This window comes from Mucilaginibacter gracilis, from assembly GCF_003633615.1.
In the GTDB taxonomy this organism is placed as follows: domain Bacteria; phylum Bacteroidota; class Bacteroidia; order Sphingobacteriales; family Sphingobacteriaceae; genus Mucilaginibacter; species Mucilaginibacter gracilis.
The window spans coordinates 903,794-928,317 of sequence record NZ_RBKU01000001.1; the positions used below are offsets into that span (position 1 = coordinate 903,794).

16 protein-coding genes, 2 tRNA genes and 3 rRNA genes are annotated in these 24,524 nt (G+C 43.1%); 6 read left to right on the forward strand and 15 right to left on the reverse strand.

Going from position 1 to position 24,524, the window contains the following annotated elements; genetic code table 11:
- The first annotated feature begins 220 nt into the window (after positions 1 to 220).
- The 3 genes from BDD43_RS03785 to BDD43_RS03795 all read left to right on the forward strand — a co-directional run bounded on the left by BDD43_RS03785 (position 221) and on the right by BDD43_RS03795 (position 2,808).
- Positions 221 to 1,339 carry a TPM domain-containing protein gene (locus tag BDD43_RS03785; RefSeq protein WP_162846972.1) on the forward strand — a complete coding sequence of 373 codons (1,119 nt, stop codon included), beginning with the start codon at positions 221 to 223 and terminating at the stop codon, positions 1,337 to 1,339.
- Between the two features lie 140 nt (positions 1,340 to 1,479).
- Entirely contained in the window at positions 1,480 to 2,364 is an 885-nt protein-coding gene (locus BDD43_RS03790) for a hypothetical protein (RefSeq protein ID WP_121196451.1), read from the forward strand.
- A 255-nt stretch (positions 2,365 to 2,619) separates the two neighbouring features.
- Complete coding sequence (locus tag BDD43_RS03795; RefSeq protein WP_121196453.1) at positions 2,620 to 2,808, forward strand: hypothetical protein; 189 nt, start codon at positions 2,620 to 2,622, stop codon at positions 2,806 to 2,808.
- A 650-nt stretch (positions 2,809 to 3,458) separates the two neighbouring features.
- Here the strand turns inward: BDD43_RS03795 and rrf are convergent.
- The 6 genes from rrf to BDD43_RS03825 all read right to left on the reverse strand — a co-directional run bounded on the left by rrf (position 3,459) and on the right by BDD43_RS03825 (position 10,927).
- Positions 3,459 to 3,570: ribosomal RNA gene (rrf, locus tag BDD43_RS03800) — 5S ribosomal RNA — on the reverse strand.
- 306 nt (positions 3,571 to 3,876) lie between these two features.
- Positions 3,877 to 6,754 (reverse strand): 23S ribosomal RNA (locus BDD43_RS03805).
- Positions 6,755 to 7,034: 280 nt separating this feature from the next.
- Positions 7,035 to 7,108 (reverse strand) — tRNA-Ala (locus tag BDD43_RS03810).
- A gap of 107 nt (positions 7,109 to 7,215) precedes the next feature.
- Positions 7,216 to 7,290 (reverse strand) — tRNA-Ile (locus BDD43_RS03815).
- Positions 7,291 to 7,662: 372 nt separating this feature from the next.
- Positions 7,663 to 9,184 (reverse strand): 16S ribosomal RNA (locus BDD43_RS03820).
- Together the 16S, 23S and 5S rRNA genes with 2 tRNA genes alongside form the textbook arrangement of a ribosomal RNA operon.
- A 1,542-nt stretch (positions 9,185 to 10,726) precedes the next feature.
- Positions 10,727 to 10,927: a hypothetical protein gene (locus tag BDD43_RS03825; RefSeq protein ID WP_121196454.1), complete on the reverse strand. Its 201-nt coding sequence runs from the start codon at positions 10,925 to 10,927 to the stop codon at positions 10,727 to 10,729.
- A gap of 189 nt (positions 10,928 to 11,116) precedes the next feature.
- Between BDD43_RS03825 and BDD43_RS03830 the strand changes: the two genes are divergently transcribed.
- Positions 11,117 to 12,448, forward strand: a complete 1,332-nt coding sequence (locus tag BDD43_RS03830) for a carbohydrate porin (RefSeq protein WP_121196456.1) — start codon at positions 11,117 to 11,119, stop codon at positions 12,446 to 12,448.
- 140 nt (positions 12,449 to 12,588) lie between these two features.
- On the forward strand, positions 12,589 to 14,436 hold the full coding sequence (locus BDD43_RS03835) for an ABC transporter ATP-binding protein (RefSeq protein ID WP_121196458.1): 1,848 nt from the start codon (positions 12,589 to 12,591) through the stop codon (positions 14,434 to 14,436).
- A 5-nt stretch (positions 14,437 to 14,441) separates the two neighbouring features.
- Here the strand turns inward: BDD43_RS03835 and BDD43_RS03840 are convergent, their stop codons facing one another.
- Genes BDD43_RS03840 through BDD43_RS03870 form a run of 7 tightly spaced genes read right to left on the reverse strand, consistent with a single transcriptional unit; the run spans position 14,442 to position 20,728 of the window.
- Complete coding sequence (locus tag BDD43_RS03840) at positions 14,442 to 15,443, reverse strand: inorganic phosphate transporter (RefSeq protein ID WP_121196459.1); 1,002 nt, start codon at positions 15,441 to 15,443, stop codon at positions 14,442 to 14,444.
- A 2-nt stretch (positions 15,444 to 15,445) separates the two neighbouring features.
- On the reverse strand, positions 15,446 to 16,096 hold the full coding sequence (locus tag BDD43_RS03845) for a DUF47 domain-containing protein (RefSeq protein ID WP_121196460.1): 651 nt from the start codon (positions 16,094 to 16,096) through the stop codon (positions 15,446 to 15,448).
- 49 nt (positions 16,097 to 16,145) lie between these two features.
- The gene (locus tag BDD43_RS03850; protein WP_121196461.1) at positions 16,146 to 17,204 is read right to left on the reverse strand and encodes a sensor histidine kinase; all 1,059 of its coding nucleotides are present in this window, start codon (positions 17,202 to 17,204) and stop codon (positions 16,146 to 16,148) included.
- 37 nt (positions 17,205 to 17,241) lie between these two features.
- Entirely contained in the window at positions 17,242 to 17,940 is a 699-nt protein-coding gene (locus BDD43_RS03855) for a methyltransferase domain-containing protein (RefSeq protein WP_121196463.1), read from the reverse strand.
- A gap of 5 nt (positions 17,941 to 17,945) precedes the next feature.
- Positions 17,946 to 19,067 (reverse strand): NAD(P)/FAD-dependent oxidoreductase, encoded by a 1,122-nt coding sequence (locus tag BDD43_RS03860; protein ID WP_121196464.1) that lies wholly within the window; start codon positions 19,065 to 19,067, stop codon positions 17,946 to 17,948.
- Positions 19,064 to 20,176, reverse strand: a complete 1,113-nt coding sequence (locus BDD43_RS03865) for a type III polyketide synthase (protein ID WP_121196466.1) — start codon at positions 20,174 to 20,176, stop codon at positions 19,064 to 19,066. Before BDD43_RS03865 ends, BDD43_RS03860 begins: the two co-directional genes overlap by 4 nt.
- Positions 20,177 to 20,191: 15 nt before the next feature.
- On the reverse strand, positions 20,192 to 20,728 hold the full coding sequence (locus tag BDD43_RS03870) for a YceI family protein (RefSeq protein ID WP_121196467.1): 537 nt from the start codon (positions 20,726 to 20,728) through the stop codon (positions 20,192 to 20,194).
- A 61-nt stretch (positions 20,729 to 20,789) separates the two neighbouring features.
- Here BDD43_RS03870 and BDD43_RS03875 point away from each other — a divergent pair, with 61 nt between their 5' ends.
- Positions 20,790 to 21,692: a UbiA family prenyltransferase gene (locus BDD43_RS03875; RefSeq protein WP_121196469.1), complete on the forward strand. Its 903-nt coding sequence runs from the start codon at positions 20,790 to 20,792 to the stop codon at positions 21,690 to 21,692.
- Positions 21,693 to 21,754: 62 nt separating this feature from the next.
- On the opposite strand, the gene BDD43_RS03880 is transcribed toward BDD43_RS03875, so the two are convergent.
- Positions 21,755 to 22,300, reverse strand: a complete 546-nt coding sequence (locus tag BDD43_RS03880) for a hypothetical protein (protein WP_121196470.1) — start codon at positions 22,298 to 22,300, stop codon at positions 21,755 to 21,757.
- A gap of 71 nt (positions 22,301 to 22,371) precedes the next feature.
- The gene (locus BDD43_RS03885; protein ID WP_121196471.1) at positions 22,372 to 24,414 is read right to left on the reverse strand and encodes a prolyl oligopeptidase family serine peptidase; all 2,043 of its coding nucleotides are present in this window, start codon (positions 24,412 to 24,414) and stop codon (positions 22,372 to 22,374) included.
- Positions 24,415 to 24,524: the final 110 nt, after the last annotated feature.

The window sequence follows — 24,524 nt, forward strand, 5'->3', positions numbered from 1 at the left end:
TTTGCAGAATGCGATTGTGCGCAATACTATGTTATAAAAATTATTTAAATTTTATCATTCGTGCAATTACGGTTCATACAATTTTAAGCGACTTTTAATTGGGGCACATACAAAAGTATTTGCGCCAGCCACCGCAACTATGCCAAAAAAATATCCTACAAATAAAATTTTATTAAAGCCGGAAATATTTATATTTAAAACAAATTTGAACCTTTTTACAATGAAAAAATTTTTATTACTGGCACTGTTACTGGTTACACAAACCGTTTGGAGCCAAATACCTAAACCTCAAAAAAATACTTACGTTAACGATTTTGCTAAGGTTTTAACTACCGACGAGGTGGCATCGTTAAACAAAGCAATATTTGAGATAGAACAAAAAACATCGGTACAGTTTGCTGTGGTGCTGGTTAATAAAATACCCGCGGCTTACGAAATTGAAGATTACGCTTTATTAATAGGCCGCAAATGGCACGTTGGCAAAAACAAAAACGGCATTGTTTACGTGGCCGCCATACAGCAACACAAACAACGCCTGCAAATTGCCACCGGCCTTGATAGCACTTTTACCAAAGATACCCGCCAAGCCATTTTGGGCGCACTAAACCCATATTTTAAACGTACCGATTATGCCGGCGGCCTGCAATTACTGGTTAGCCAAATTGGCCAAACGCTTGATGCTAATTTGCTAAAAGCCCCCACCCGTGCTACATCTGCGGCGGTAAATACGGCCATACGCGTTAGTAAGCCAGTGCCAAATAACAATGCCGTTTATGGCATTATTATTTTGGTAATTGTTTTGGTGGTGGTAGCATACGTAATTTACTCTTATAAGCAAAGCAGCGGCAGCACGGTTGGCTCGGGCACGGGTTTGAGTACTGGCCCGGCTGCAAGCTATAACAATATGCCCGCTGCTGGTTATAACAACCCTGGCTATAATAGTGGTTACAACAATGGCGGCATGCCTGTTAATAGTTACCCTAACCATAGCGGTTCGGGTGTTGGTAGTTTTGTGGCCGGTGCGGCGGTGGGTGCCATAGCGGGTTATGCGGCCAACAGTTTGCTTAACAACCATGGCCACCACCACGGCGGCAATTACAACACAAACAATGGCATTACGGGTGGTTATGGTGATAATTCGTTTCAGGCGGATGACTCGGCACCGGCGGATACTTCAAGCTCGTCGGATTATGGAAATTGGGGTGGCAGCAGCAGTTCGTCGGATGATAGCAGTTATTCGTCGACCTCGTCGGACGATAGTAGTAGTTATTCCTCATCGGACGATAGCGGTTTTTCGTCGGATTCGTCGGATGATAGCGGGTCGACGTCAAGCTGGTAACAGAACAAATATCGAACACCGAATTTTATCCCATAGTACAATGGTGAATATTAGATGTTCGGTAATGATTTTCTTTACTTGATGGCATTGCGCGTGCGCCAGCGATAGGGTTATTGAGGTTTTTTTTATTTATTTTACCAATGCCGCTTTTAAACGTTAAGGTACAGCACAAAAATTATGAGAAGGGTGAGTTTTGCGACGAACAACCGCGAAGCCTTGACGAAACTATACAATTGATAAACACTTTTCCGTGGGATGCCGAACGCACACTTACCGTGGTGCAGCTAACCGGCCCATCTGTAACCATACGCAACGAACAGGCCAATTACCTAAAAACGGGCCTGTACTTTAACGGAAAATATTGCCTTTATTACCTTGACGGCCGCAACCACTTATACGAATACCATGCGGCCGATTTGGCAACGGTAAATAAACTGGTAACTGATTTTTTTAACGCCGTACTTGATGTTTCGGTATTTGAAAAACACTTTGTTAATATTGGCAATAAGGCACACTTTGAAACCGCCAGCTTTGAATATCGGCAAAGCCTTTGGCGCGTTTTAATGCTAACCAGCAGTTTATTATTATTTGGCCTACTTTTTTTTATGGGGAATGCCGCCATGCTTTTTGGACATACCCCTGCGCCTTTTGTTTTTATGTTTAGCATAGTATTTGCAATTTACTGCTGGCTGCTTTTCGGTATATATTATAACGCGTATGTTAACCGCCACAATTACCTGCATATATCCCGCGGGAACAATGTTTTTTACTTCGGCCAAAATACCGACACCATAAATGCTTATAATAAGACCGATATTAAAGAAATTGTAAGTTACGAAGGCCGCGGACAGGGAAATTTTAACGTTGGCGGCAGCTTTGAAGTTTTTTTTAACAACGGCGAAACCATTAAAATAACCAATATGCTTATCAATAATTTAGATTTTAGGGGCAAATTTTTGGATAGTATGGATAACCCAACCATCCGCTTTATGCCGGGCAGAAAAAGTTTGTTTAATATGAAGTAGGTTGGCTGGCCGGGATGGGGGACCGGTGCGTCGGCGATGACGATAGCAGTAGTTATTCCTAATCGGCCGATAGTGGTTTTTCGTCGGATTCTTCGGATGGTAGCTAGTCGGCATCAAGCTGGTAAACTAACCGGATGGGGCAATACTGTGCAGAGCGGCTCTGTATAGTTCGCTTGTCCTAAAGCCACAGGTGACTCTTGCAGTAGCGGGGGCAGTTGCCATGCTCTAAAGGCAGCTGGAACTAATATATTTGATGTGAACGGATTGTTTTATAATTATGATGAAGATTTTATAATCCCCAAATCTTTGCAAAATTTCCTTTCCGGTAAAGCTATTCAAGTAGGAACCAATGTAAGAGATATAATTGATTATTTGAAAAAAGCCTATCCTGATAATAAGGGCGTTGTAAAACTTGTCGAAAGTGCTCGAAATGCGTCGGGTTGATCTGGAAATGGCTCTGGATCTTCAGCCAACAGTTATATTACAGATCAATCATCAAGTGGAAACGGCTCTGGATCTTCAGGTAGCATTAGTAGTCAAGATACTGATCGAATAAAAAACTTTAATTCATGAAAAAAATTTTAAATTTCAAATATTTTCAAACGTTCTATTTTTTTTCATCTTATTGCTATTTACAGCTGGGATAATGGTGGATATTAAATATAATTATGATGAACCGTTTGCGAATTTTGAAGAAGTAAGCCACGACTTTTATCGGGTTGTTATATATTATGGTCTTTTTATACTCGTCCTTTTAATAATTAACATTACTTGCACTATTATTGCTTATAAATCGAGTGCAAAAGCTAAATAGCCATAACTATTTAAGCTTTTGTTATAAGCTACGATTGTTATGGCTATTCAGCAAATCATTTCCCCACCGCTTCCGCAAGCGTCACTTGTGCTTTAGGATAAGCGGGCTAAGGGCCTGGCTATATCTATGCTTGATCTTGTTAGCCTTCAACTTTCCGCACTGATCCACTATTGTTCACTTTGATTTAATAAAAGGAGAGACGTATCACGATAGTTCAAAGAGACCGGACCCCTCCTACAACAAAAAACCCCATCAACTATCGTTGACAGGGTTAATTAAGATTGGGCACCGACCTACTCTCCCACGTTTTACCGCAGTACCATCGGCTCTGGCGGGCTTGACTTCTCTGTTCGGAATGGGAAGAGGTAGACACCGCCGATATAGGCACCTGAATATTTTTAGTTCATTGGTTCACTTGTTCATTAGCGGATTGGTATCTGCTAACGTTGGTTTACCGAACTGATATTTTAATTTGTTAAGGTTGATAAGCTTATGACTCTTCTTGGACTAATGACCAATGAACCACTCAACTAATGAACCATTAAACAATGACATATTATTGAAAGAAGGAATTGATTTAAGAGAAAACAACAGCTTTGTGTTTCGGTTCATTAGTCATTTGTTCATTTGTAATCTGCTCTTATTGCTAAGACCAATCAACTAATGACCAATGAACTAATGAACCATAAATACCTGCTATGAGAAAGCTTCGGGTTATTAGTATTACTTGGCTATGATGTCACCACCTTTACACCTGTAACCTATCAACGTAGTAGTCTCCTACGACCCTCAATGGAAGTCTCATCTTGTGGCTAGTTTCGCACTTAGATGCTTTCAGCGCTTATCTATTCCCAACGTAGCTACTCTGCAGTACAGCTGGCGCCATAACAGATTCACTAGAGGTTAGTCCAACCCGGTCCTCTCGTACTAAGGTCAGCCCCACTCAAACTTCCAACGCCCACAACAGATAGGGACCGAACTGTCTCGCGACGTTCTGAACCCAGCTCGCGTGCCACTTTAATGAGCGAACAGCTCAACCCTTGGGACCTTCTCCAGCCCCAGGATGTGACGAGCCGACATCGAGGTGCCAAACCTCCCCGTCGATATGAGCTCTTGGGGGAGATCAGCCTGTTATCCCCAGCGTACCTTTTATCCTTTGAGCGATGGCCCTTCCATGCAGAACCACCGGATCACTATATCCGTCTTTCGACCCTGCTCGGCTTGTCTGCCTCACAGTCAAGCAAGCTTATGCTATTGCACTCCGCATACGGTTACCAAGCGTATTGAGCTTACCTTTGAAAGCCTCCGTTACCTTTTTGGAGGCGACCACCCCAGTCAAACTACCCGCCAAACAATGTTCTCCACATTGCAGAGTTAGACACCAAATACAGAAAGGGTGGTATTTCAACGTTGACTAACTGACTCCTAGCGAAGCCAGATCACAGTCTCCCACCTATCCTACACATCCTGTACCCGATGTCAATGTTAAGCTATAGTGAAGGTGCATGGGGTCTTTCCGTCCCGTTGCGGGTAACCGGCGTCTTCACCGATACCACAATTTCACCGAGCTCATGGCTGAGACAGCGCCCAGATCGTTACACCATTCGTGCAGGTCGGAACTTACCCGACAAGGAATTTCGCTACCTTAGGACCGTTATAGTTACGGCCGCCGTTTACTGGGGCTTCGATTCAATGCTTCGCCTTGCGACTAACATCCCCTCTTAACCTTCCAGCACCGGGCAGGTGTCAGGCCTTATACGTCATCTTTCGATTTTGCAAAGCCATGTGTTTTTGTTAAACAGTCGCCTGGGCCTTTTCACTGCGGCTGACATTACTGCCAGCGCCCCTTCTCCCGAAGTTACAGGGCCATTTTGCCGAGTTCCTTAGCCATGATTCACTCGAGCACCTTAGGATTCTCTCCTCGACTACCTGTGTCGGTTTACGGTACGGGTTTTTATAACCTGAAGCTTAGCGGGTTTTCTTGGAAGTCTGATTACCTGAACTATCCCATCCCCCGAAGGTTCCGAGTACTATCTGCTTTCAGCAAGAGTCACGGACTTACCTGTGTCTCCTATACCTACGGCATTTAACGAACTATTCCGTCAGTTCGCGTCAGTGTCACTACTCCGTCACCGCATCGCAGTTATAAAAAGTACTGGAATATTAACCAGTTGTCCATCGGCTACGCCCTTCGGCTTCACCTTAGGCCCCGACTAACCCTGATCCGATTAGCGTTGATCAGGAAACCTTAGTCTTTCGGTGGGCGGGTTTCTCTCCCGCCTTATCGTTACTTATGCCTACATTTGCTTTTCTACAATCTCCACAGTAACTTACGTATCTGCTTCGCTGACAGTAGAATGCTCCCCTACCAGATGCATTGCTGCAAATCCATAGCTTCGGTATACCACTTGATGCCCGTTTATTATCCATGCCCGATCGCTCGACTAGTGAGCTGTTACGCACTCTTTAAATGAATGGCTGCTTCCAAGCCAACATCCTAGCTGTCTGTGCAATCGGACCTCGTTAGTTCAACTTAGTGGTAATTTAGGGACCTTAGCTGATGGTCTGGGTTCTTTCCCTCTCGGCCCTGGACCTTAGCACCCAGAGCCTCACTCCAGCGTATATTATATAGCATTCGGAGTTTATCTGGATTTGGTAGGATTTGACTCCCCCGCACCCAATTAGTAGCTCTACCTCTATATAACTCAACCGCCAGGCTGTTCCTAAAAACATTTCGGGGAGTACGAGCTATTTCCCAGTTTGATTAGCCTTTCACCCCTACCCACAGATCATCCGGAAACTTTTCAACGTTTATCGGTTCGGTCCTCCAGTACCTGTTACGGCACCTTCAACCTGTCCATGGGTAGATCACAAGGTTTCGCGTCTACCCCCTCTGACTGCACGCCCTATTCAGACTCGCTTTCGCTTCGGCTGCGTGACTTAATCACTTAACCTTGCCAGAGAGGAGTAACTCGTAGGCTCATTATGCAAAAGGCACGCCGTCACGGAACAAGTCCGCTCCGACCGCTTGTAAGTACACGGTTTCAGGTTCTATTTCACTCCCCTGTTCGGGGTTCTTTTCACCTTTCCCTCACGGTACTGGTTCACTATCGGTCTCTCAGGAGTATTTAGCCTTACCGGATGGTGCCGGCAGATTCCCACAAGGCGTCTCCGACCTCGCGGTACTCAGGATACCACTATCCTATTATTACTTACTCTTACGCAGCTCTCATGCTCTATGGCCAGGTTTCCCACCCTGTTCAGATTCATTTTAATATTCATGTTGTGGTCCTACAACCCCGGTTATGCCGTAACATAACCGGTTTGGGCTTCTTCCCTTTCGCTCGCCACTACTCAGGAAATCACTATTGTTTTCTCTTCCTCCGCTTACTTAGATGTTTCAGTTCAGCGGGTTTGCGTATTTATACGACCGTTCTTCAAACGGCCAGGTTTCCCCATTCGGAAATCCGCGGATTAATTCATATTTGCCAATCCCCGCGGCTTATCGCAGCTTATCACGTCCTTCATCGCCTCTGAGAGCCAAGGCATCCCCCGTGTACCCTTTCTTACTTTCTTCTACTTATACGCCTTTTGCTCGTATAGTATGCTTTTTGATTGTTGTTCCGTTTATCGGTTCACTTGTTCATCAGTTCATTGGTATTACTACCTTTTTACCTTTGATTCCGTAAACCTCTAAAGCCAAAACAACGTCTCTACTGTTGTTTTCTCTTTTTTCAATTACTTCTTCCAATATGTCAAAGAACGTTTTGCTTCGCAGAAGCAAGAGTTAAGAGCCACGAACCAAGACTTTTTGTCTTGCTTCCTGATTCTTGCATCTTGACTCTTTCAAGCAGCGTGGAGAATAACGGATTCGAACCGTTGACCCCCTGCGTGCAAGGCAGGTGCTCTAGCCAGCTGAGCTAATCCCCCTTAAGGCAAGTGTGTCTTTTGTTCATTCGTTCACTAGCCATTCGCTCATTCGTGCCTTTTAAAAGGACTAATGAACCATTGAACTCTTGAACCAATAAACCAAAGTGTAGTCCGGAGCAGATTTGAACTGCTGACCCCTACATTATCAGTGTAGTGCTCTAACCAAACTGAGCTACCGGACTATTTTTTCTGTCAGTCATTGGTCATTCGTTCATTTGTCATTAGTTTTTCCGGTTAGCCGCTTTTGCTAACTAACTTTCTGACTTCAGACTTCTGACTTCCGACCTTTCACTGCCTTATGAATAATCTGTACACTAATTATAGTTACAGCCACCAATTGGCTTGTCTTTTGGGTGTTTCTTATTTAGTCTTGAGATGTGCGTATTGCGTATTGCGACACTTCACATTCTTTCTTCAAGCATCAGCCATTCTGAGTCTTTTGTCTCAATACGCTATACGCTCTACTCAATACTAAACTGTTTTTTTATAAAAAGAAAATAAATAATGAATGCAGCGTGCGCTATAAAGTAGCGAGGAGCGATTATCTGCTCCAGAAAGGAGGTATTCCAGCCGCACCTTCCGGTACGGCTACCTTGTTACGACTTAGCCCCAGTTACCGACTTTACCCTAGGACGCTCCTTGCGGTTACGCACTTCAGGTACTTCCAGCTTCCATGGCTTGACGGGCGGTGTGTACAAGGCCCGGGAACGTATTCACCGCATCATTGCTGATATGCGATTACTAGCGAATCCAACTTCACGGGGTCGAGTTGCAGACCCCGATCCGAACTGTGAATGGCTTTAAGAGATTTGCATCCTGTTGCCAGGTAGCTGCCCTCTGTACCATCCATTGTAGCACGTGTGTAGCCCCGGACGTAAGGGCCATGATGACTTGACGTCGTCCCCTCCTTCCTCTCTACTTGCGTAGGCAGTCTGTTTAGAGTCCCCACCTTAACGTGCTGGCAACTAAACATAGGGGTTGCGCTCGTTGCGGGACTTAACCCAACACCTCACGGCACGAGCTGACGACAGCCATGCAGCACCTAGTTTCGTGCTCCGAAGAGCTGATCCGTCTCTGAATCATTCACTAACTTTCAAGCCCGGGTAAGGTTCCTCGCGTATCATCGAATTAAACCACATGCTCCTCCGCTTGTGCGGGCCCCCGTCAATTCCTTTGAGTTTCACCCTTGCGGGCGTACTCCCCAGGTGGAACACTTAACGCTTTCGCTTAGACGCTAACTGTATATCGCTAACATCGAGTGTTCATCGTTTAGGGCGTGGACTACCAGGGTATCTAATCCTGTTTGATCCCCACGCTTTCGTGCCTCAGCGTCAATTAAACCATAGTAAGCTGCCTTCGCAATTGGTGTTCTGTGACATATCTATGCATTTCACCGCTACTTGTCACATTCCGCCTACCTCTAGTCCATTCAAGCCAATCAGTATCAAAGGCACTGCGATAGTTAAGCTACCGTCTTTCACCCCTGACTTAATTGGCCGCCTACGCACCCTTTAAACCCAATAAATCCGGATAACGCTTGGATCCTCCGTATTACCGCGGCTGCTGGCACGGAGTTAGCCGATCCTTATTCTCAGAGTACATTCAGCTTCGTATACATACGAAGGTTTATTCCCCTGCAAAAGCAGTTTACAACCCGTAGGGCCGTCTTCCTGCACGCGGCATGGCTGGTTCAGGCTTCCGCCCATTGACCAATATTCCTTACTGCTGCCTCCCGTAGGAGTCTGGTCCGTGTCTCAGTACCAGTGTGGGGGGTCATCCTCTCAGATCCCCTAGACATCGTCGCCTTGGTGGGCCGTTACCCCGCCAACTAGCTAATGTCCCGCATGCCCATCTTATCCCTATAAATATTTGATTACATCTCAATGCTGAGTCGTAATGTTATGCGGTCTTAATCTCTCTTTCGAGAGGCTATCCCCCTGGATAAGGTAGGTTACATACGTGTTACGCACCCGTGCGCCACTCTCATCAGGAGCAAGCTCCCAAATCCCGTCCGACTTGCATGTATTAGGCCTGCCGCTAGCGTTCATCCTGAGCCAGGATCAAACTCTCCATTGTAAATTTTAAGTTTTAATCGTGACCCTACTTTATTATTTGTAGAATCTCTGTATTATATATCTTTATACAGATAATCTCTCGCTATCCTTTTTGTCGCTTCGTAGTTTCCTCTCGAATTCTACTCCGCTACATTCATTATTACTTCCTCTTAAAGAACTTTCTCGGCTCCGCTTCCCGCTTCGCCTTTTATATTTATAACCCCGTAAGGCTTAAATCTTCTGCTTTGTTTAATCCCGGAAATCGCTTCCGGTATCTTCTTTTTTTTACCCTTCCGAAACCTTCGTTTCTTTTGGGACTGCAAAGGTAAGAACCTTTTTGTTATTTCAAAGAAAATAAATTTTTATTTTCTTTCTCCTTTTCACAATTACTCGGTCTTTTTATCACCTCGTTTGCGGGTTGCAAAGGTAAGAATCTTTTTAACTTTAACAATGTTTTTTTTGATAAAAAATTCGTCTCCGTTTTTAACCTCTCTACATCTCTTCTGTAGCAACCGCTAAACTATTCTTTGTTAAACCTACGCAGCATAAACTGCTTTAATTTAACTCTTTGCCTGCTTTTTTAAGAACTTCCCGCTATTTCGTTTGCGGGTTGCAAAGGTACTTACTTTTCTCAAACATGCAACCTATTTTGTCCTTATTTCTACTATTTAAACCAATCCATTCATTATCAATACTATTCATTTTTAAACCAATACACATCTACCTATACTCCCTGCAAACTAATTGCTGGGAAACTAATAAAACATCACATTCATAGCCCCCAGTCTACAAATATGCCGCCCCGGTAGAGCACTTTTGAATATATAGTAAACGGGCCACCACACTATATATAGTATACAGTATATATAGTATAGCCAAACCGCCATTATTTTGTAGTTAAAAAAAAATTGCAGGGGAGCAGCAACGGGCATTGCGCAAAAATTGCCAATAATAGGGCGCGGCCTATAAACAGGCTTGATTGTAGCTAAACAAAATTTGATTTGCATCGCATCCTTATACCTTATATATAGTACTAAAGTTAACTATGCTTTGCAATCAAAAATGAAATGGATTGGGGTATTGGGTGCTAATACCGTTATAGCAAACTAGCGCTTATTAAGCTTGCTAACATTGGCCGCCTGATAAAAGCTTGGCAACTACTAACGGACGACGACAAATCCAATATTTCGAAAGAAACAGGCTGAGCGTTGCAAACAAGTTTTTTGGACGGACTTTTTAAGAAGCAGTTTGGCATAGGCGCCTACAAGCTATTTCCAGTCGATATATTGGTGTGAAAAAATCAAACGCCTTACGATTTGTGGTTTTTTTTTGCAAACTAGTTGCTCTGGCGCGTAAGGAATAAAACAAATGGCTCAAAAATCATCAATAGCTAATGGCCTAAACTATCGCAACAAAAACTAAACACAACAAAGTTGTTCGGAGTATATTTGCTTTCAAGCACTTTTGTAATTGACACAAAATAGGGTATTAGTTTTGCGTCAATCACATAGGCAATACATTAATTAGCAACGGTTGGCACAATTGATAATTAAGTGAAAAAGGTTTAACCCTTTTCGCTGCTCTTTGAAACTACATTTGCAAAAAAAGCTGCTGTAAGCAAACCTAAAACACCGCCAATGGGTATCCAGATAAAATCTTTATCGATAACGAAACCGGTAATTAGCCCGAAAACTAACCCGATAACATAATATAAGTAGTCGTATTTTTTTGCTTCTTCTTCCTGATGTTGGTGGTGATTACTCATAGCTTTTTATATGTTAAGGCAAAAATAGTGAATAATTAATGTTTAGCAATTAATTTCCCAAATATGTTTAGTTAAACGTGTATCAATCAAATCAACCTATCTAAATTTAGGTTAGTCTAAAAATTATATTAGACTTGCCTAATATAACATTAAAGCCTATATTTGTTGCAATAAATAAAACAGTAAAGCATGAAAAAAAATTATTACCCAATAATTATATTATTGTTAATTAGTAGCTACGCTTTTTCACAGAGCCAGCAACCTAAAGATTCTGTGGAGAAATGGAGTACCCATTTCCAGTTAACGGTTATCGATCAAAGCCATCCATCATTCAAATCGGCCTACTCGGGCGAAAATAGTTTAAATGCCGATGCCGACGAAGCATTATCGTTAACAACAACGCTTTTTATTGGCCGCAAATTATGGACCGGTGCCGCCGTTTATTTTAATCCCGAAGTTTCGGGCGGCAGCGGCGTAAGCGGAGCCAAGGGCATTGCCGGTTTTGCAAATGGCGAAACCTTTAGAATAGGCAACCCCGCACCGGCTTTATATTTGGGCCGCCTGTATTTAAGGCAATATATAGCCTTAACTAAAGAGCTTGATACCCTTGATGCAGCAAACAACCAGCTCAGGGAATATGTGCCAAAAAAACGCATTGTAATAACCGCCGGTAAATTTGCCCTTTCAGATTTTTTCGATAATAATGCTTACAGTCACGATCCGCGAAGCCAGTTTTTAAACTGGGCACTTATGGGCAATGGCGCCTGGGACTACCCTGCCAATACCCGCGGTTATACCGATGGCCTTGTGGTTGAATATATTAGCCCCGATTGGGAAGCGCGCGCGGCCACAACCCTTGTTGGTACGTATGCTAACGGGCCCGATTTTGATTATCATTTTTGGGACGCGTATAGCACCACCGTTGAACTGAGTAAAAACCTCATGGTTAAAAAACACAAGGGCCGCATTAATTTATTATTGTATCGTAACGTTACCAAAGCCCCTGTTTACCGCGAGGTAATTAACAACTACTTAAACCACACCGACGAAGCATTAGATGTAATTAATGGTAAAAATTACGGCAACGTAAAGTACGGGTTTGGCATTAACGCCGAGCAGGAACTTAGCACTTCCCTTGGCGCATTTTTTCGCACCAGTTGGAACGACGGTAAAACTGCTACCTGGGCCTTTACCGAAATTGACCAAAGCCTTAGCCTTGGTTTAAGTTATAAAGGCGATAAATGGAAACGCCCCGATGATTGTTTTGCCATTGCGGGCGTTGTTAACGGTATATCAAACGATCATCGCGACTTTTTACAAATTGGCGGCTACGGCTTTATTGTTGGCGATGGCAAACTCACCAATTACAGCACCGAAAAAATTGCCGAAGCATATTATAGCGCAAAGCTTAATAAAAACCTTACCCTTACCGGCGATTACCAGTTTGTGGCTAACCCGGCTTACAACGCCGACCGCGGCCCGGTAAGTTTATTTGCCATACGGTTGCATGTTGAGTTTTGAGCTTTGTTATTGGATTAATTGTTAATGAGTTATTAAGGTATGATGCCCCCTCAGTAACTTAATAGCTCAATAACAATTAACTGCCTAAAAATTACAGCACTATAACCTAACATTAACCGGCATTTGCTTAATTTGCCGCGATGAATGCCACCCGAAGTTCGAAAAAACAACCGCCAAAGCCCGATAAAATTACTTTTAAAGAGCGATTGGCGGCATTGCGAAACCTGCCGCAATTTTTTAAACTGGTATGGCAAACCAGTGCCTGGATGACAGCCTGTAGCTTTATGCTCCGCATTATTCGCTCGGCAATACCCCTGGCTATTTTATACGTGGGCAAGTTAATTATAGATCAGGTTGTGATGCTTAGTCGCAATCACGGCGGGCAATCTCATTATCACCTGTGGCAACTGGTGGCACTTGAGTTTGGCCTGGCAATTTTATCAGACACGCTGAGCCGCGGCATTACCTTGCTAGACAGTTTATTGGGGGATCTGTTCTCTAACGAAACTTCGATCAGAATAATGAACCATGCGGCAACGCTGGATTTGGACCAGTTTGAGGATTCGGTATTTTATGATAAGCTAGAACGCGCCCGCCAGCAAACCGTTGGCCGCACGGTATTGCTTTCGCAGATGATGAGCCAGGTTCAAGACCTCATAACGATGGGCTTTTTAGCAGCCGGCTTAATGGCCTACAATCCCTGGCTTATTGTGTTATTGCTTATTGCCGTAATTCCGGCATTTTTAGGCGAATCTTACTTTAACGATCAGGGTTACGCATTAACCCGGGGGCAAACCCCCGAACGCCGCGAGTTAGACTATGTACGCTATTTAGGAGCCAGCGACGAAACAGCCAAAGAGGTTAAAATATTTAATCTTTCGGGCTTTATTATCAATAGGTTTAAGGTGCTGTCAAACCAGTTTTATAGCGATAACAAGCGCCTTGCCTTAAAACGATCGGGCTGGGGCGTTTTTTTTGCCATGCTGGGCAGTGCCGGTTATTACGCTGCCTATGTGGTTATTATTTTGCGCGCAGTAAATGGCAGCACCAGTATTGGCGATTTAACATTTTTGGCAGGTTCGTTTAGGCAAATGCGTAGTTTGCTCGAAAATATTTTAACCCGTTTTACCAGCGTATCGCAAGGGGCAATTTACCTCGCCGATTTTTTTGAGTTTTTCCAAATCAAACCTAAAATTACACTATCCAAAAACCCACGTCCGTTCCCCAAACCAATTAAACTGGGTTTTGTGTTTGAAGATGTTGGCTTTAAATATCAAAACGCCGAGCGATGGGCCAACCGCCACTTGAGTTTTACACTTAAACCCGGCGAAAAACTGGCCCTTGTGGGCGAAAACGGAGCCGGCAAAACTACGCTTGTAAAACTGCTTGCCCGCCTTTACGACCCAACCGAAGGCCGCATAACCCTTGACGGACACGACCTTAAAGAATACGATTTAGCCGAACTCCGTTTACAAACTGGCATTATTTTTCAGGACTACTTGCGGTATCAGCTAACCCTTTCGCAAAACATTGCCGTGGGTAACATAGCCGAACAAGAAAACCACGAACTAATTAAAGTTGCCGCACACCAAAGCCTTGCCGACGAACTGGCCGAAAGGTTACCCAATAAATACGACCAAATGCTGGGCCGGAGGTTTTTTAACGGGGTTGACTTATCTGGCGGCGAATGGCAAAAGGTAGCACTGGCGCGGGCCTACATGCGCGACGCCCAGTTGCTGATATTAGACGAACCCACCGCAGCTTTAGATGCCCGGGCCGAATATGATGTTTTTCAACGGTTTGCACAGCTAACAGAAGGTAAATCGGCAGTGTTAATATCACATCGTTTTTCAACCGTGCGAATGGCCGATAGGATTTTGGTTTTGGAAAAAGGCCAGCTTAAAGAAATAGGCAGCCACCAGGAGTTGCTTAATTTAGGTGGCCGCTATGCCGAACTGTTTAATTTGCAGGCCGCAGGCTATAGGTAAAACGCTTAAAAATTTCGCACTATAGCAAATACAATACCGGCAATTAGGGCCGAGATGGGGATAGTAATTATCCATGCCCAAATAAGGTTAATGGTAATACCCCAACGCACAGCCGAAACGCGCTTGGTTAAACCAACACCAATAATTGAACCTGTTAAGGTATGCGTGGTAGATACCGGGATACCAAAACGCTCGGTAACAAATAAGGTAACGGCGCCTGCCGTTTCGGCACTAAAACCCTCCAGTGGTGTAACCTTGGTTATTTTAGTACCCATTGTTTTTACAATTTTCCATCCGCCGCTCATGGTACCAAATGCTATTGCCGAGTAACAGGCTAAGGGTATCCATTCGGGCATAGGGTCTTTGCTGTGAATTACGTTTGCAGCAACCAGCGAAATATAAATGATACCCATCACCTTTTGCGCATCATTACCACCATGCGCAAAACTTAACGCTCCTGATGATATTAATTGCAGGCGTTTAAACCATTTCTCGGTTTTTGATGGCCTTGCGTTTTTACAAATATGTAATATAGCCGCGTTAATGGCAAAGCCAATAAAACTGCCAATAATAGGCGCCAAAAATATAAAAGCCACAATTTGAATAATTGGACCGGCGTTTACTGCGCTTAATGCATTTTCGTGCATAAATAGGGCATGCGTCATGCCGGCACCGGCAAAACCGCCAATTAGCGTATGCGACGAACTTGAAGGTATGCCAAACCACCAGGTAATTAAGTTCCAGGTAATGGCTGCAATTAAGCCGGCAAGTATAACGTGCAAGTTAATAAAGTGCTCGTAAACGGTATTAGATACCGTGGCAGCAACCTTATGGTCTTTAATTAAAAAATAAGCTAAAAAGTTAAAAGCCGCAGCCCATAAAACGGCCTGCAATGGGCTCAATACTTTTGTTGATACGACGGTGGCAATAGAGTTTGCCGCATCATGAAAACCGTTTATAAAATCGAAACAAATAGCCAGAGCTATAACAATAACCAACAAGGCCATGCTTAGGCGTTTTTAACTAATATAGTTTCTAAAACGTTGGCTACATCTTCGCACATATCTGTAGCGGTTTCAAGGGCGGCTAAAACTTCTTTATATTTAATAAGTTCAACAGCATCCTTTTCATACAAAAACAAATCGGCCACGGCGCGGTCAAAAACGTCGTCGGCCTGGTTTTCTATGCTGTTAATGCGTATGCACGAATCGGCAATGTGCCTAACATTTTTAAGGTCGCTTAATTCTTTTACGGCTTTATCTATTTCAATGCTGCCCAGTAAAATCAATTCGGCAAGTTTAATAATGGGCTGGGTTATTTTTTCAACTTTATATAAACTCATCCGGTTTACCGAGCCTTGTATATAATCGGCAACGTCGTCAATAGCATTTGTAAGCTGTGTAATATCTTCTCTATCAAAAGGCGTAATAAAATTTTTGCTCAGTTCCAGGTAAATCTGGTGAGTTAACTCGTCGCCAAAATTTTCCAGTTTATCTATTTGGTTGTATAGTTCTTCGCGTTTTTTTAAATCGGCTGTGTTTAGTGCTTCTATCAAAACGTTAGACATTACTACTAAGTTACCCGAGGCCTGCTCAAACAGCGGAAAAAATACTTTTCTATCTTTAGGGACAAAATACTGGAAGATACTATTTAACGACATTTTTTAAATTAATTTTGCCCAAAGGTAAGGGGCCCATGTTAAGTTTATGTTAATTTTTCAATACCGGTAACGCCGGGAAGGGTAATTGCCGCACTTTTTGCAGCGTAAAACCAAATGTTGAGCCTATACCCTCGGTACTGCGCACATTAATAGTTTGCTGGTGCGATTCGATAATGTGTTTTACAATGGCTAAACCCAGGCCCGAGCCACCTATTTGCCTTGAGCGACTGCTATCGGTACGAAAAAAACGTTCAAATAAACGAGGCAGGTATTTTTCTTCAATACCTATACCATCATCGGTAACTTCAACCAACACTTGTTCGTGCAAATCGTAAAGCCGAACGGCGGTGCATCCGTTTTCTTTTCCGTATTTAAATGAGTTATCAATAAGGTTTACTAAAACCTGGCGTATCTTTTCCCTGTCGGCATTAACCATAACCGCTTCATCATACTTATCTTTATAAGTTAGCTTAATTTTATGCTGCTTTGCCTTTAATTCAAGCGATTCAATAACTTCCTTAATTAAATCATTAATGCGGAATTTAGTATAATTGATAGGTATCTCACCCGATTCGAGTTTCGATATTTCGTCAAGGTCTTTAACCAGATAGCTTAACCGGTCTACATTTTTTGATGCCTTTTCTAAAAACTGGCGCGCCAGTTCCGGGTCGTCCATATCGTCCTGCAAAGCCTCAATATATCCCTGAATAGCAAACAGCGGCGTTTTAAACTCGTGCGATACGTTAGATAAAAAATCGCGCCTAAACTGCTCTTGCTTTTTCAGGTCCTCAATTTCCGATTTCTTTTGCTTTGCCCATTCCTTTACATCCTTTTCCACATCGTTTATCGGGTCGCTGGTTACGTGGTCGCCAATGGCATCTTTTAAATCTTTACCCAGCTTTAAATTGTGAATGAGCTTATAAATGATTTTAATTTTAGCTACAATATATTTTTCTATGAGGTAATAAATAAACACGTAGCTGCTCACAAAACTTGCCGAAAAGGTAATGGATACATCGTACCAGCTGTGCCTAAAATAGTAGTTAACAATAGATATGGTTATGGCTACAGCCAGCGCATTAATAAAAACGAGTACGCGAAGTTTCATGTTTAATTACCGGGAAATTTATTTGTTGCCCGTAAAGTTACGATTTGTAAATCAGCACTTGCCACCTAAAGGCCCATTTCCACGTTATTTTATAATTTGTTAACCCACTTTGGTGCAATAAGTTAACAAGGTCGTGCTTTTTAAAGCTTCGCCTTACTGATAGCGGCCCATCAAACCGGGCCATTTTACTTTTGGTAAAAGTATAGGCAATAAAAACTACAGCATAATACAACAGCCAATGCCGGTGCAAATCGGTAATAATTACAGCCTTTTTGCTGCACGACACCATTTTTTTTACCAGGGCTACCCACTCATCATCGGCAAAGTGATGGCTGAATAAACTGGAATACACCACATCAAATTGCCCCGGCTTTAATTCATCACTCATTACATCGCTCAAAATAAAGCTAATGTTTGGATAGGCTTTAGCCTCCACGCGTGCAAACTCTACTGCCGAAGCCGTGGCATCAACGCCGGTTAGTTGCAGTTTAATATTTGCTTTATTTGCCCATTGGGCTATGGCACGCAAAGCATCGCCCCCGCCACAACCCCAATCGCTAATGTGATAGCCGCTTTTAACCGGGATGTATTTGAGTGCCTTTACTAATGTTTTATGCCCGCCAAATAAGGCATTTAGTTTCTCTAAACCTTTTAACACGGGCACAACCTCGCCTTCGGGCAAACTAAAGTCGTCCATTATTTCGGGTTCGGTAGCGCGTTTGCTTAGGTTTAGCATAGTTATTAAAAAGGCTGTCCGTGGGTTTTGCTCATTAAATAATCAGCCAGTGGCGGTAAGGCATTCAGGGTTTTTAAGCTCAGGGTGGTCATGGCGTTGGCACCAAATACCTTTTGCAGTTGCCGGCCAACCCAAAGCCTGCGGGCAAATTTGGCTTCCCATTCATGGGTGTACCTTTGCTCAATCAAAGTTCGCGCGTGTGCATCAAAGCTATTGGGCTTATAATATTGTAAAATAGTTTCCGACAAAATTTTAGCCGAGTGTATGGCCATCGTCATGCCGTTGCCGCAAAGCGGTGCTATCATCCCGGCAGTATCGCCGCTCATTAAAATATGGTTTTCAACAGGTTGCTTTTTCTCGAAAGATATTTCATTAATTACTTCCGGTTTATCAAGCAAAAACTCGGCGCTATCAAATACTCTTTTAAGATACAGGTTTTTACAAACGATGTTCTGTTCCAGTTCTTGTAGATTGCCGTACTTTCGCAAATCATCGCGGTGTGCCAGGTAGCACATGCAATACCTGTCGGCTTCAATTTTGCTTACACCGCAATAGCCGTCTTTATAGTTATTAAGTTGTATCACATCTTGGGGGAAATCGGCGCGGATATGAAACTTCACCGCCAAATACGGACTGCGTTTGTAAAAAAAATCCCGTTTTAATTTCTGATCCAGATTAGACCGCTTACCAAACGACCCGATAACCAAAGGCGCACTCAAAACCCTTCCCGGAATTGTTACTTCAAAATGGTCATCCTTAAAAACAATATCATCAACCTTGGTATCCAACAAAAAGTTAACACCTTCGGCCACCGCTTTTTTATAGAGATAATTATCAAAGGTATAACGGCTTAAGCCGAAACCACCCAGATCAAGCTTTTTTGAAAGTACAGTTCCAGATACAGCCGTAACCTGCAAACGGCTAATACGGGCAACATCCAAAGCATTGAGATCAATATCCAACCCCGAAAGGAAAGGAATAACTTCGTTACTAATGTACTCGCCGCATACGCGATGGAAAGGATAGCTTTTGCGCTCAATGAGCGTTACACTTAACCCAGCTCTGTTTAACAATATAGCGTTAAACAGCCCAGCCAAACCGCCACCTACAATAATAACGTCCGTCATTCGCCAGTCTCTAATATCATACCCTCAACGGTTAGGCCCGGGCCAAAAGCAAAACTCAATATGTTTTTACCGGCTTCCGTGTCGGCTCTCAATATCTTCTGCAAAACAAACAATATCGTTGCCGACGACATATTACCGTATTCGCGCAGGGTTTGGTAGGCCAAATGGTTTGCAGCCGCGCTAATATCTAACGCTTCTTCGGTAGCTTCTAAAATACTTTTGCCTCCCGGGTGGATAGCAAATTCGTCTATCTGCTCAAAGCTTAAACCTGCTTTTTGTAATACACGGCCCGTTAAAGCTTTGATGTGCTTTTTAATGTGTTTTGATACCTTGCTGGTGAGTTTCATTTCAAACCCTAAGTTGCCTACATACCAACCCATATCGTCGCTCGCTTCGGGCATAAACTCCGAGTAAAAATTACGCAACAAAAGTGCTTTGCCTGGCTTAATTTTCTGAAGTTCGTTCTCAACCAACACAGCCGCAGCTCCGTCGGAGAATAAAGAATTAGCTACCCAGTTATCCAGCGTATTGTTTTTTTGAAAATGCAGCGTACACAACTCAATACTAACAACCAATACTTTGGCACCGGCATCGGCCCGGCAAATGTAATCGGCAGCTTTTAAGGCATTTATGGCACCATAACAGCCCATAAAATTAATACAGGTACGCTCGGTTTGGCGGTTAAGGCCAAGGGTTGTAACCAAATCAATATCAATACCGGGCGCATACATGCCGGTACAACTCACCGTAATTAAGTGTGTTATTTGTGGCGCAACATCGCTATCAAAACTATCAAAGCATTGCCTGGCCGCTTGCGTAGCAATATCAATTGCGCATTGCTGGTATAATTTTAAGCGTTGCTGTGTTGTAGGGAAAGGCTCTAAGTTTGCCGAATTACCAAAAAAAGTATACTCCGCGGTATCGCTGAAAGCAAAATCGGGAATTACCGAATAACGGTTATCAATTCCGGAACCTTCGTAAATATGTTTGAGCCTTGCAGCATTAATGTTATCTAACCCAAATGCATTAGCCATAAAATGGTAAATGGTTTGCTGGGGTATTTTATTTTTTGGATTAGCTGTGCCAATGGCACTGATGCAACTGCCCATGTTAATTTTTAAGTACTATTTAATGGCAGTTTCCACGTTTAAAGATATAGTTACTTCGTTTGATAATACCATGCTTTTATCGCCAATGGCAAAATCAAGCCGGTTAATTTTGAAACTTCCTTTAAAAACAGCCGTGCCGCCGTTTACTATATACGTAAAAGGAACGTCAACCCGTTTTGTTTGTCCTTTAATAGTTACGTCAAAGGTGCCTGTATAGTTTGTTGCACTCCCGCCCTTAAACGATACCGATTTCATCATAATTTTGGGGTAATGCTCCACATCAAAATATTCTGGTTTGCGCAAATGTTCATCGCGCATATCGTTATCCGAATTAATGGTGGCCGTATTTACCGCCGCTGTAATGCTGCTGGTGGGCAGGTGGTCTTTATCAAACAATATAGTTGCTTCAAAACCGCCAATAATTCCGCTGGTTTTAAAACCCATATTCTTAATCTCGTAACTAACATCGGCTTTGGTTACCGTATGCTTGGTTTGCCCAAAGGCAGTACCTATAAGGCAAAATAAAGTTATATAAATTGCAACTATTTTCATGCTGGGTGTTTAGTTTATCATATCAAACATAACAATTACATCAGTATTATTACATTAGCCTATGCAAATTTTACAATTTATTGTCCCCAGCCGCTCGGCAATTGCTCATTTACGCTTTGTGTTTTCGCTGTTTTTAATGCCGGTTTATTTTTTTGCATACAGCCAGGCTTTGGTAATTAACGCAGGTAGTGCGCTATTAGTTTTTTTAATATGGCATGTGCTGGCCTTCCCGGCGAGTAATGGCTACAATAGCTATTTCGACAAAGACGAAGAAAGCATTGGCCTGCTTGATAAGCCCCCTGTTGTTGATATAAGCCTGTATTATTTTTCGCTACTGCTCGAAACCGCAGGCTTTTTACTTGGTTTTTTGGTGAGCTGGCAGTTTGCCTTTGCTGTTTTGCTATACGGCATTATGTCTAAACTATATAGCCACCCTAAAACGCGGCTAAAAAAATATCCTGTTATCAGCTTTTTAACGGTTTTCTTTTTCCAGGGTGCTTTTATTTATTTTACAACCTATACCGCCATTACGGGCACCACATTATTTGCCGGCTGGAACACCGGTTTTATTATGGCCGGTGCTATTTGCTCGTGCCTGATAGGGGCATCGTACCCGCTTACACAAGTTTACCAGCATGGCGAGGATGGCCGCCGCGGCGATTTTACCATCAGCATATTACTTGGCTACAAAGGCTCGTTTATATTTTCGGGAGCGTTGTTTGCCACGGCCATTTTGTTGTCTTTTTTTTACTGGCAACAACACCACATGCCCGATTATTTTTATTTCTTCCTTTTTTGCTCGGCCCCGGTATTTGTGTTTTTTAATTACTGGTTTTACAAAGTAGGCCAATCAACCAGCAACGCCAATTACAAAAACGCCATGTTAATGAATTTTATTAGCGCAGGCTGTATGCTGTTTTACTTTTTGGCAATAGCGATATTAAGCGGACATGTGTTGGTGTGATATGCGTTAAGCTATTAATAGACAGTGCTCAGGTACCGTAGGTTCGCGTTGTGTTAAAGTTATTATTTTTCAATCTCCACTTTTGCGCCCGACACCCTTATTGTTTTAACCAGCTCCTTAAACGCGGGGAAATATTTTTGAAATTCTTCATCGTTGCTTGTTGCCAACACAGCCGTTGCAATGGTGTATTTACACTCAATAACTAATATTGCTTCTTTCTTATGGCTTGGATGGCTATAAGTAATTAATTTGTAACGCCCGGTTAAATATCCGTTGTCGCCTAATGTATTTAGTACTATTGGTATCGTGTCAACCTTTAGGCCGGGGTGTCTATTCATTGCATCGTCGGCGTCACCTTTAATCCAGCCATTCAAATCCGGGCTCGATTGATAATCTAATCCATAAACATACATGTAGGTGTCGTCGCTAACGTTTTTTTCATCTGGTTTAATAAAAAATGGCAACTGGTCGCTTTTAGCTTGTAACCAATTTTTAGGTATATCAACAAAAATAACATGTTTTTGCCCCGTAAGCATTTTGCTTTGTGCCGAAGCAATTGAAACAAAAAAGAGCATGCCGATTAGCGTAAGGTTTATCCTTGCAATCATATTCAGGGAACTATATTATTGGTGAAAAAATACAAATCTTTTTATCGTTTAAACAGTGATATAATCAACATTCACCCCATATTGGCAAACACAAACGCCCATTTATCCGCAGCCTCGCTAATGTTTTGCGCGGTTGATTTACCTGCTCCGTGCCCTGCCTTGGTTTCAATGCGTATCAATACCGGGGCTTCGCCTTGTTGGTATTCCTGCATACGGGCAGCAAATTTAAAGGAGTGGGCCGGTACTACACGGTCGTCGTGGTCGGCAGTCAATATCAAGGTTGCCGGGTAGTTAGCCGGCCTTAAAGCATGGTAAGGCGAATAATTGTAAAGGTATTTAAACATCGCTTCATCATCTTGCGCCGTGCCGTAATCATATGCCCAACCCGCACCCGCTGTAAATTGGTTATAGCGCAGCATATCTAATACGCCTACTGCTGGCAGGGCTACCTTAAACAAATCGGGGCGCTGGGTAATCATGGCGCCTACCAACAAACCACCGTTAGAGCCTCCGGCTATAGCCAAATAGTCTGGCGAAGTATATTTATGTTCAATAAGGTATTCGGCGGCGGCAATAAAATCGTCAAAAACGTTTTGCTTTTGCATTTTGGTGCCTGCAATATGCCAGTTTTCGCCATACTCGCCGCCACCGCGAATATTGGGTACGGCATAAATGCCGCCCTGCTCCAGCAAAATAATATTGGAAAGGCTAAAAGCCGGAGTTAAGCTTATACCGAAACCACCGTAAGCATACAGCAAAGTAGTATTGTTGCCATCCAACACCAATCTCTTTTTATGGGTAATAACCATAGGTATGCGGGTGCCATCCTTAGAAGTGTAAAATATCTGTTTTGATTCGTAAAGCTCGGGGTTAAACTGCACGCCCGATTTTTTATACAACTGCGATTCCCCCGTTTCAATATTGTACTTAAAAATAGTTGTTGGGTAAGTGTATGATGTGAAAGAATAATACAATTCCTTTTCGTCCCTTTTTGCACCAAAGCCCCCTGCTGTTCCAACGCCCGGCAAAGCTATCTGGTGCTCGAGCTTCCCATCCATGCTGTACTGCATCACCAGCGATGTTGCATCCTTTAAATATTCGGCAAATAACTTGCCCCCGCCTGTGCTGGCACTCAATACGTTTTCGGTTTCGGGCAATAAATCGGCCCAGTTTGCCGGGTTAGCATGCCCTGCATCGGCTGTAACTACTTTATAATTAGGTGCGTTAAGGTTGGTAAAAATATACAGCCGGGTACCCATATTATCCAGCACAAGGCTCTGGCTGTCAAAATTGTCTACAATATTAATTATTGCACTATCAGGGTTGCTCAAATCCTGTAAATACAACTCGTTGCCTGTTGTTGATGTTGCTGCCGTTATAACCAGGTAGCGCTCATCTTCGGTTAAATACCCGCTAAGATACCGGCGAGGCATTTCTGTGCCGCCAAAAATAAGTTTGTCGTGCTGCTGGGAGGTGCCCAGTTTGTGGTAATAAAGCTTGTGATATTGAGTTAAACCCGATAGCTGGCTACCGGCATCGGGTTTATTATATGTACTGTAATAAAAGCCATCGTTACCTTGCCAGGCTATACCGCTAAATTTTATATCCTTTAAAACATCGCCCACTTGTATTTTGGTTGCGGTGTGCATAATTACCACATCCCGCCAGTCGGACCCGCCGGCAGATAGCTGATAAGCACAAATACTGCCATCCTTACTAAAATCAACGCCACCAAGCGAAGTTGTTCCATCGGCAGAAAAGGTATTAGGGTCCAGAAAAATCTCAGGTTCGCCATCACCCAATTGCCGGTACAAAACCGACTGGCTTTGTAAACCGTTATTTTTATAGAAATAAGTATACTTGCCTTCTTTAAACGGCGCGCTATATTTTTCGTAGTTCCACAGGTTTTCTAAACGCTGCCTTATTGGTTCCCGGTAAGGTATCTGGTCTAAATAGTTTTGCGTTACTTTATTTTGTTGTATAACCCATGCTTTGGTATCGTTGGTCTCGTCATCTTCAAGCCAGCGGTACGGGTCGGCAACGTTGGTGCCAAAGTAAGTATCTATTGTATCGCCTTTTTTCGACTGCGGATAGGGCTGCGGTTTAATATTCATAAGTGTGCTATGCTGTTAGCGCAAATTAAAACAAGTATACTGGTATCCCAATTTTTTTATTTGCTGCTTAAAATACGTGCTAATTACGCTATAACGTTGGTTTTTAGATT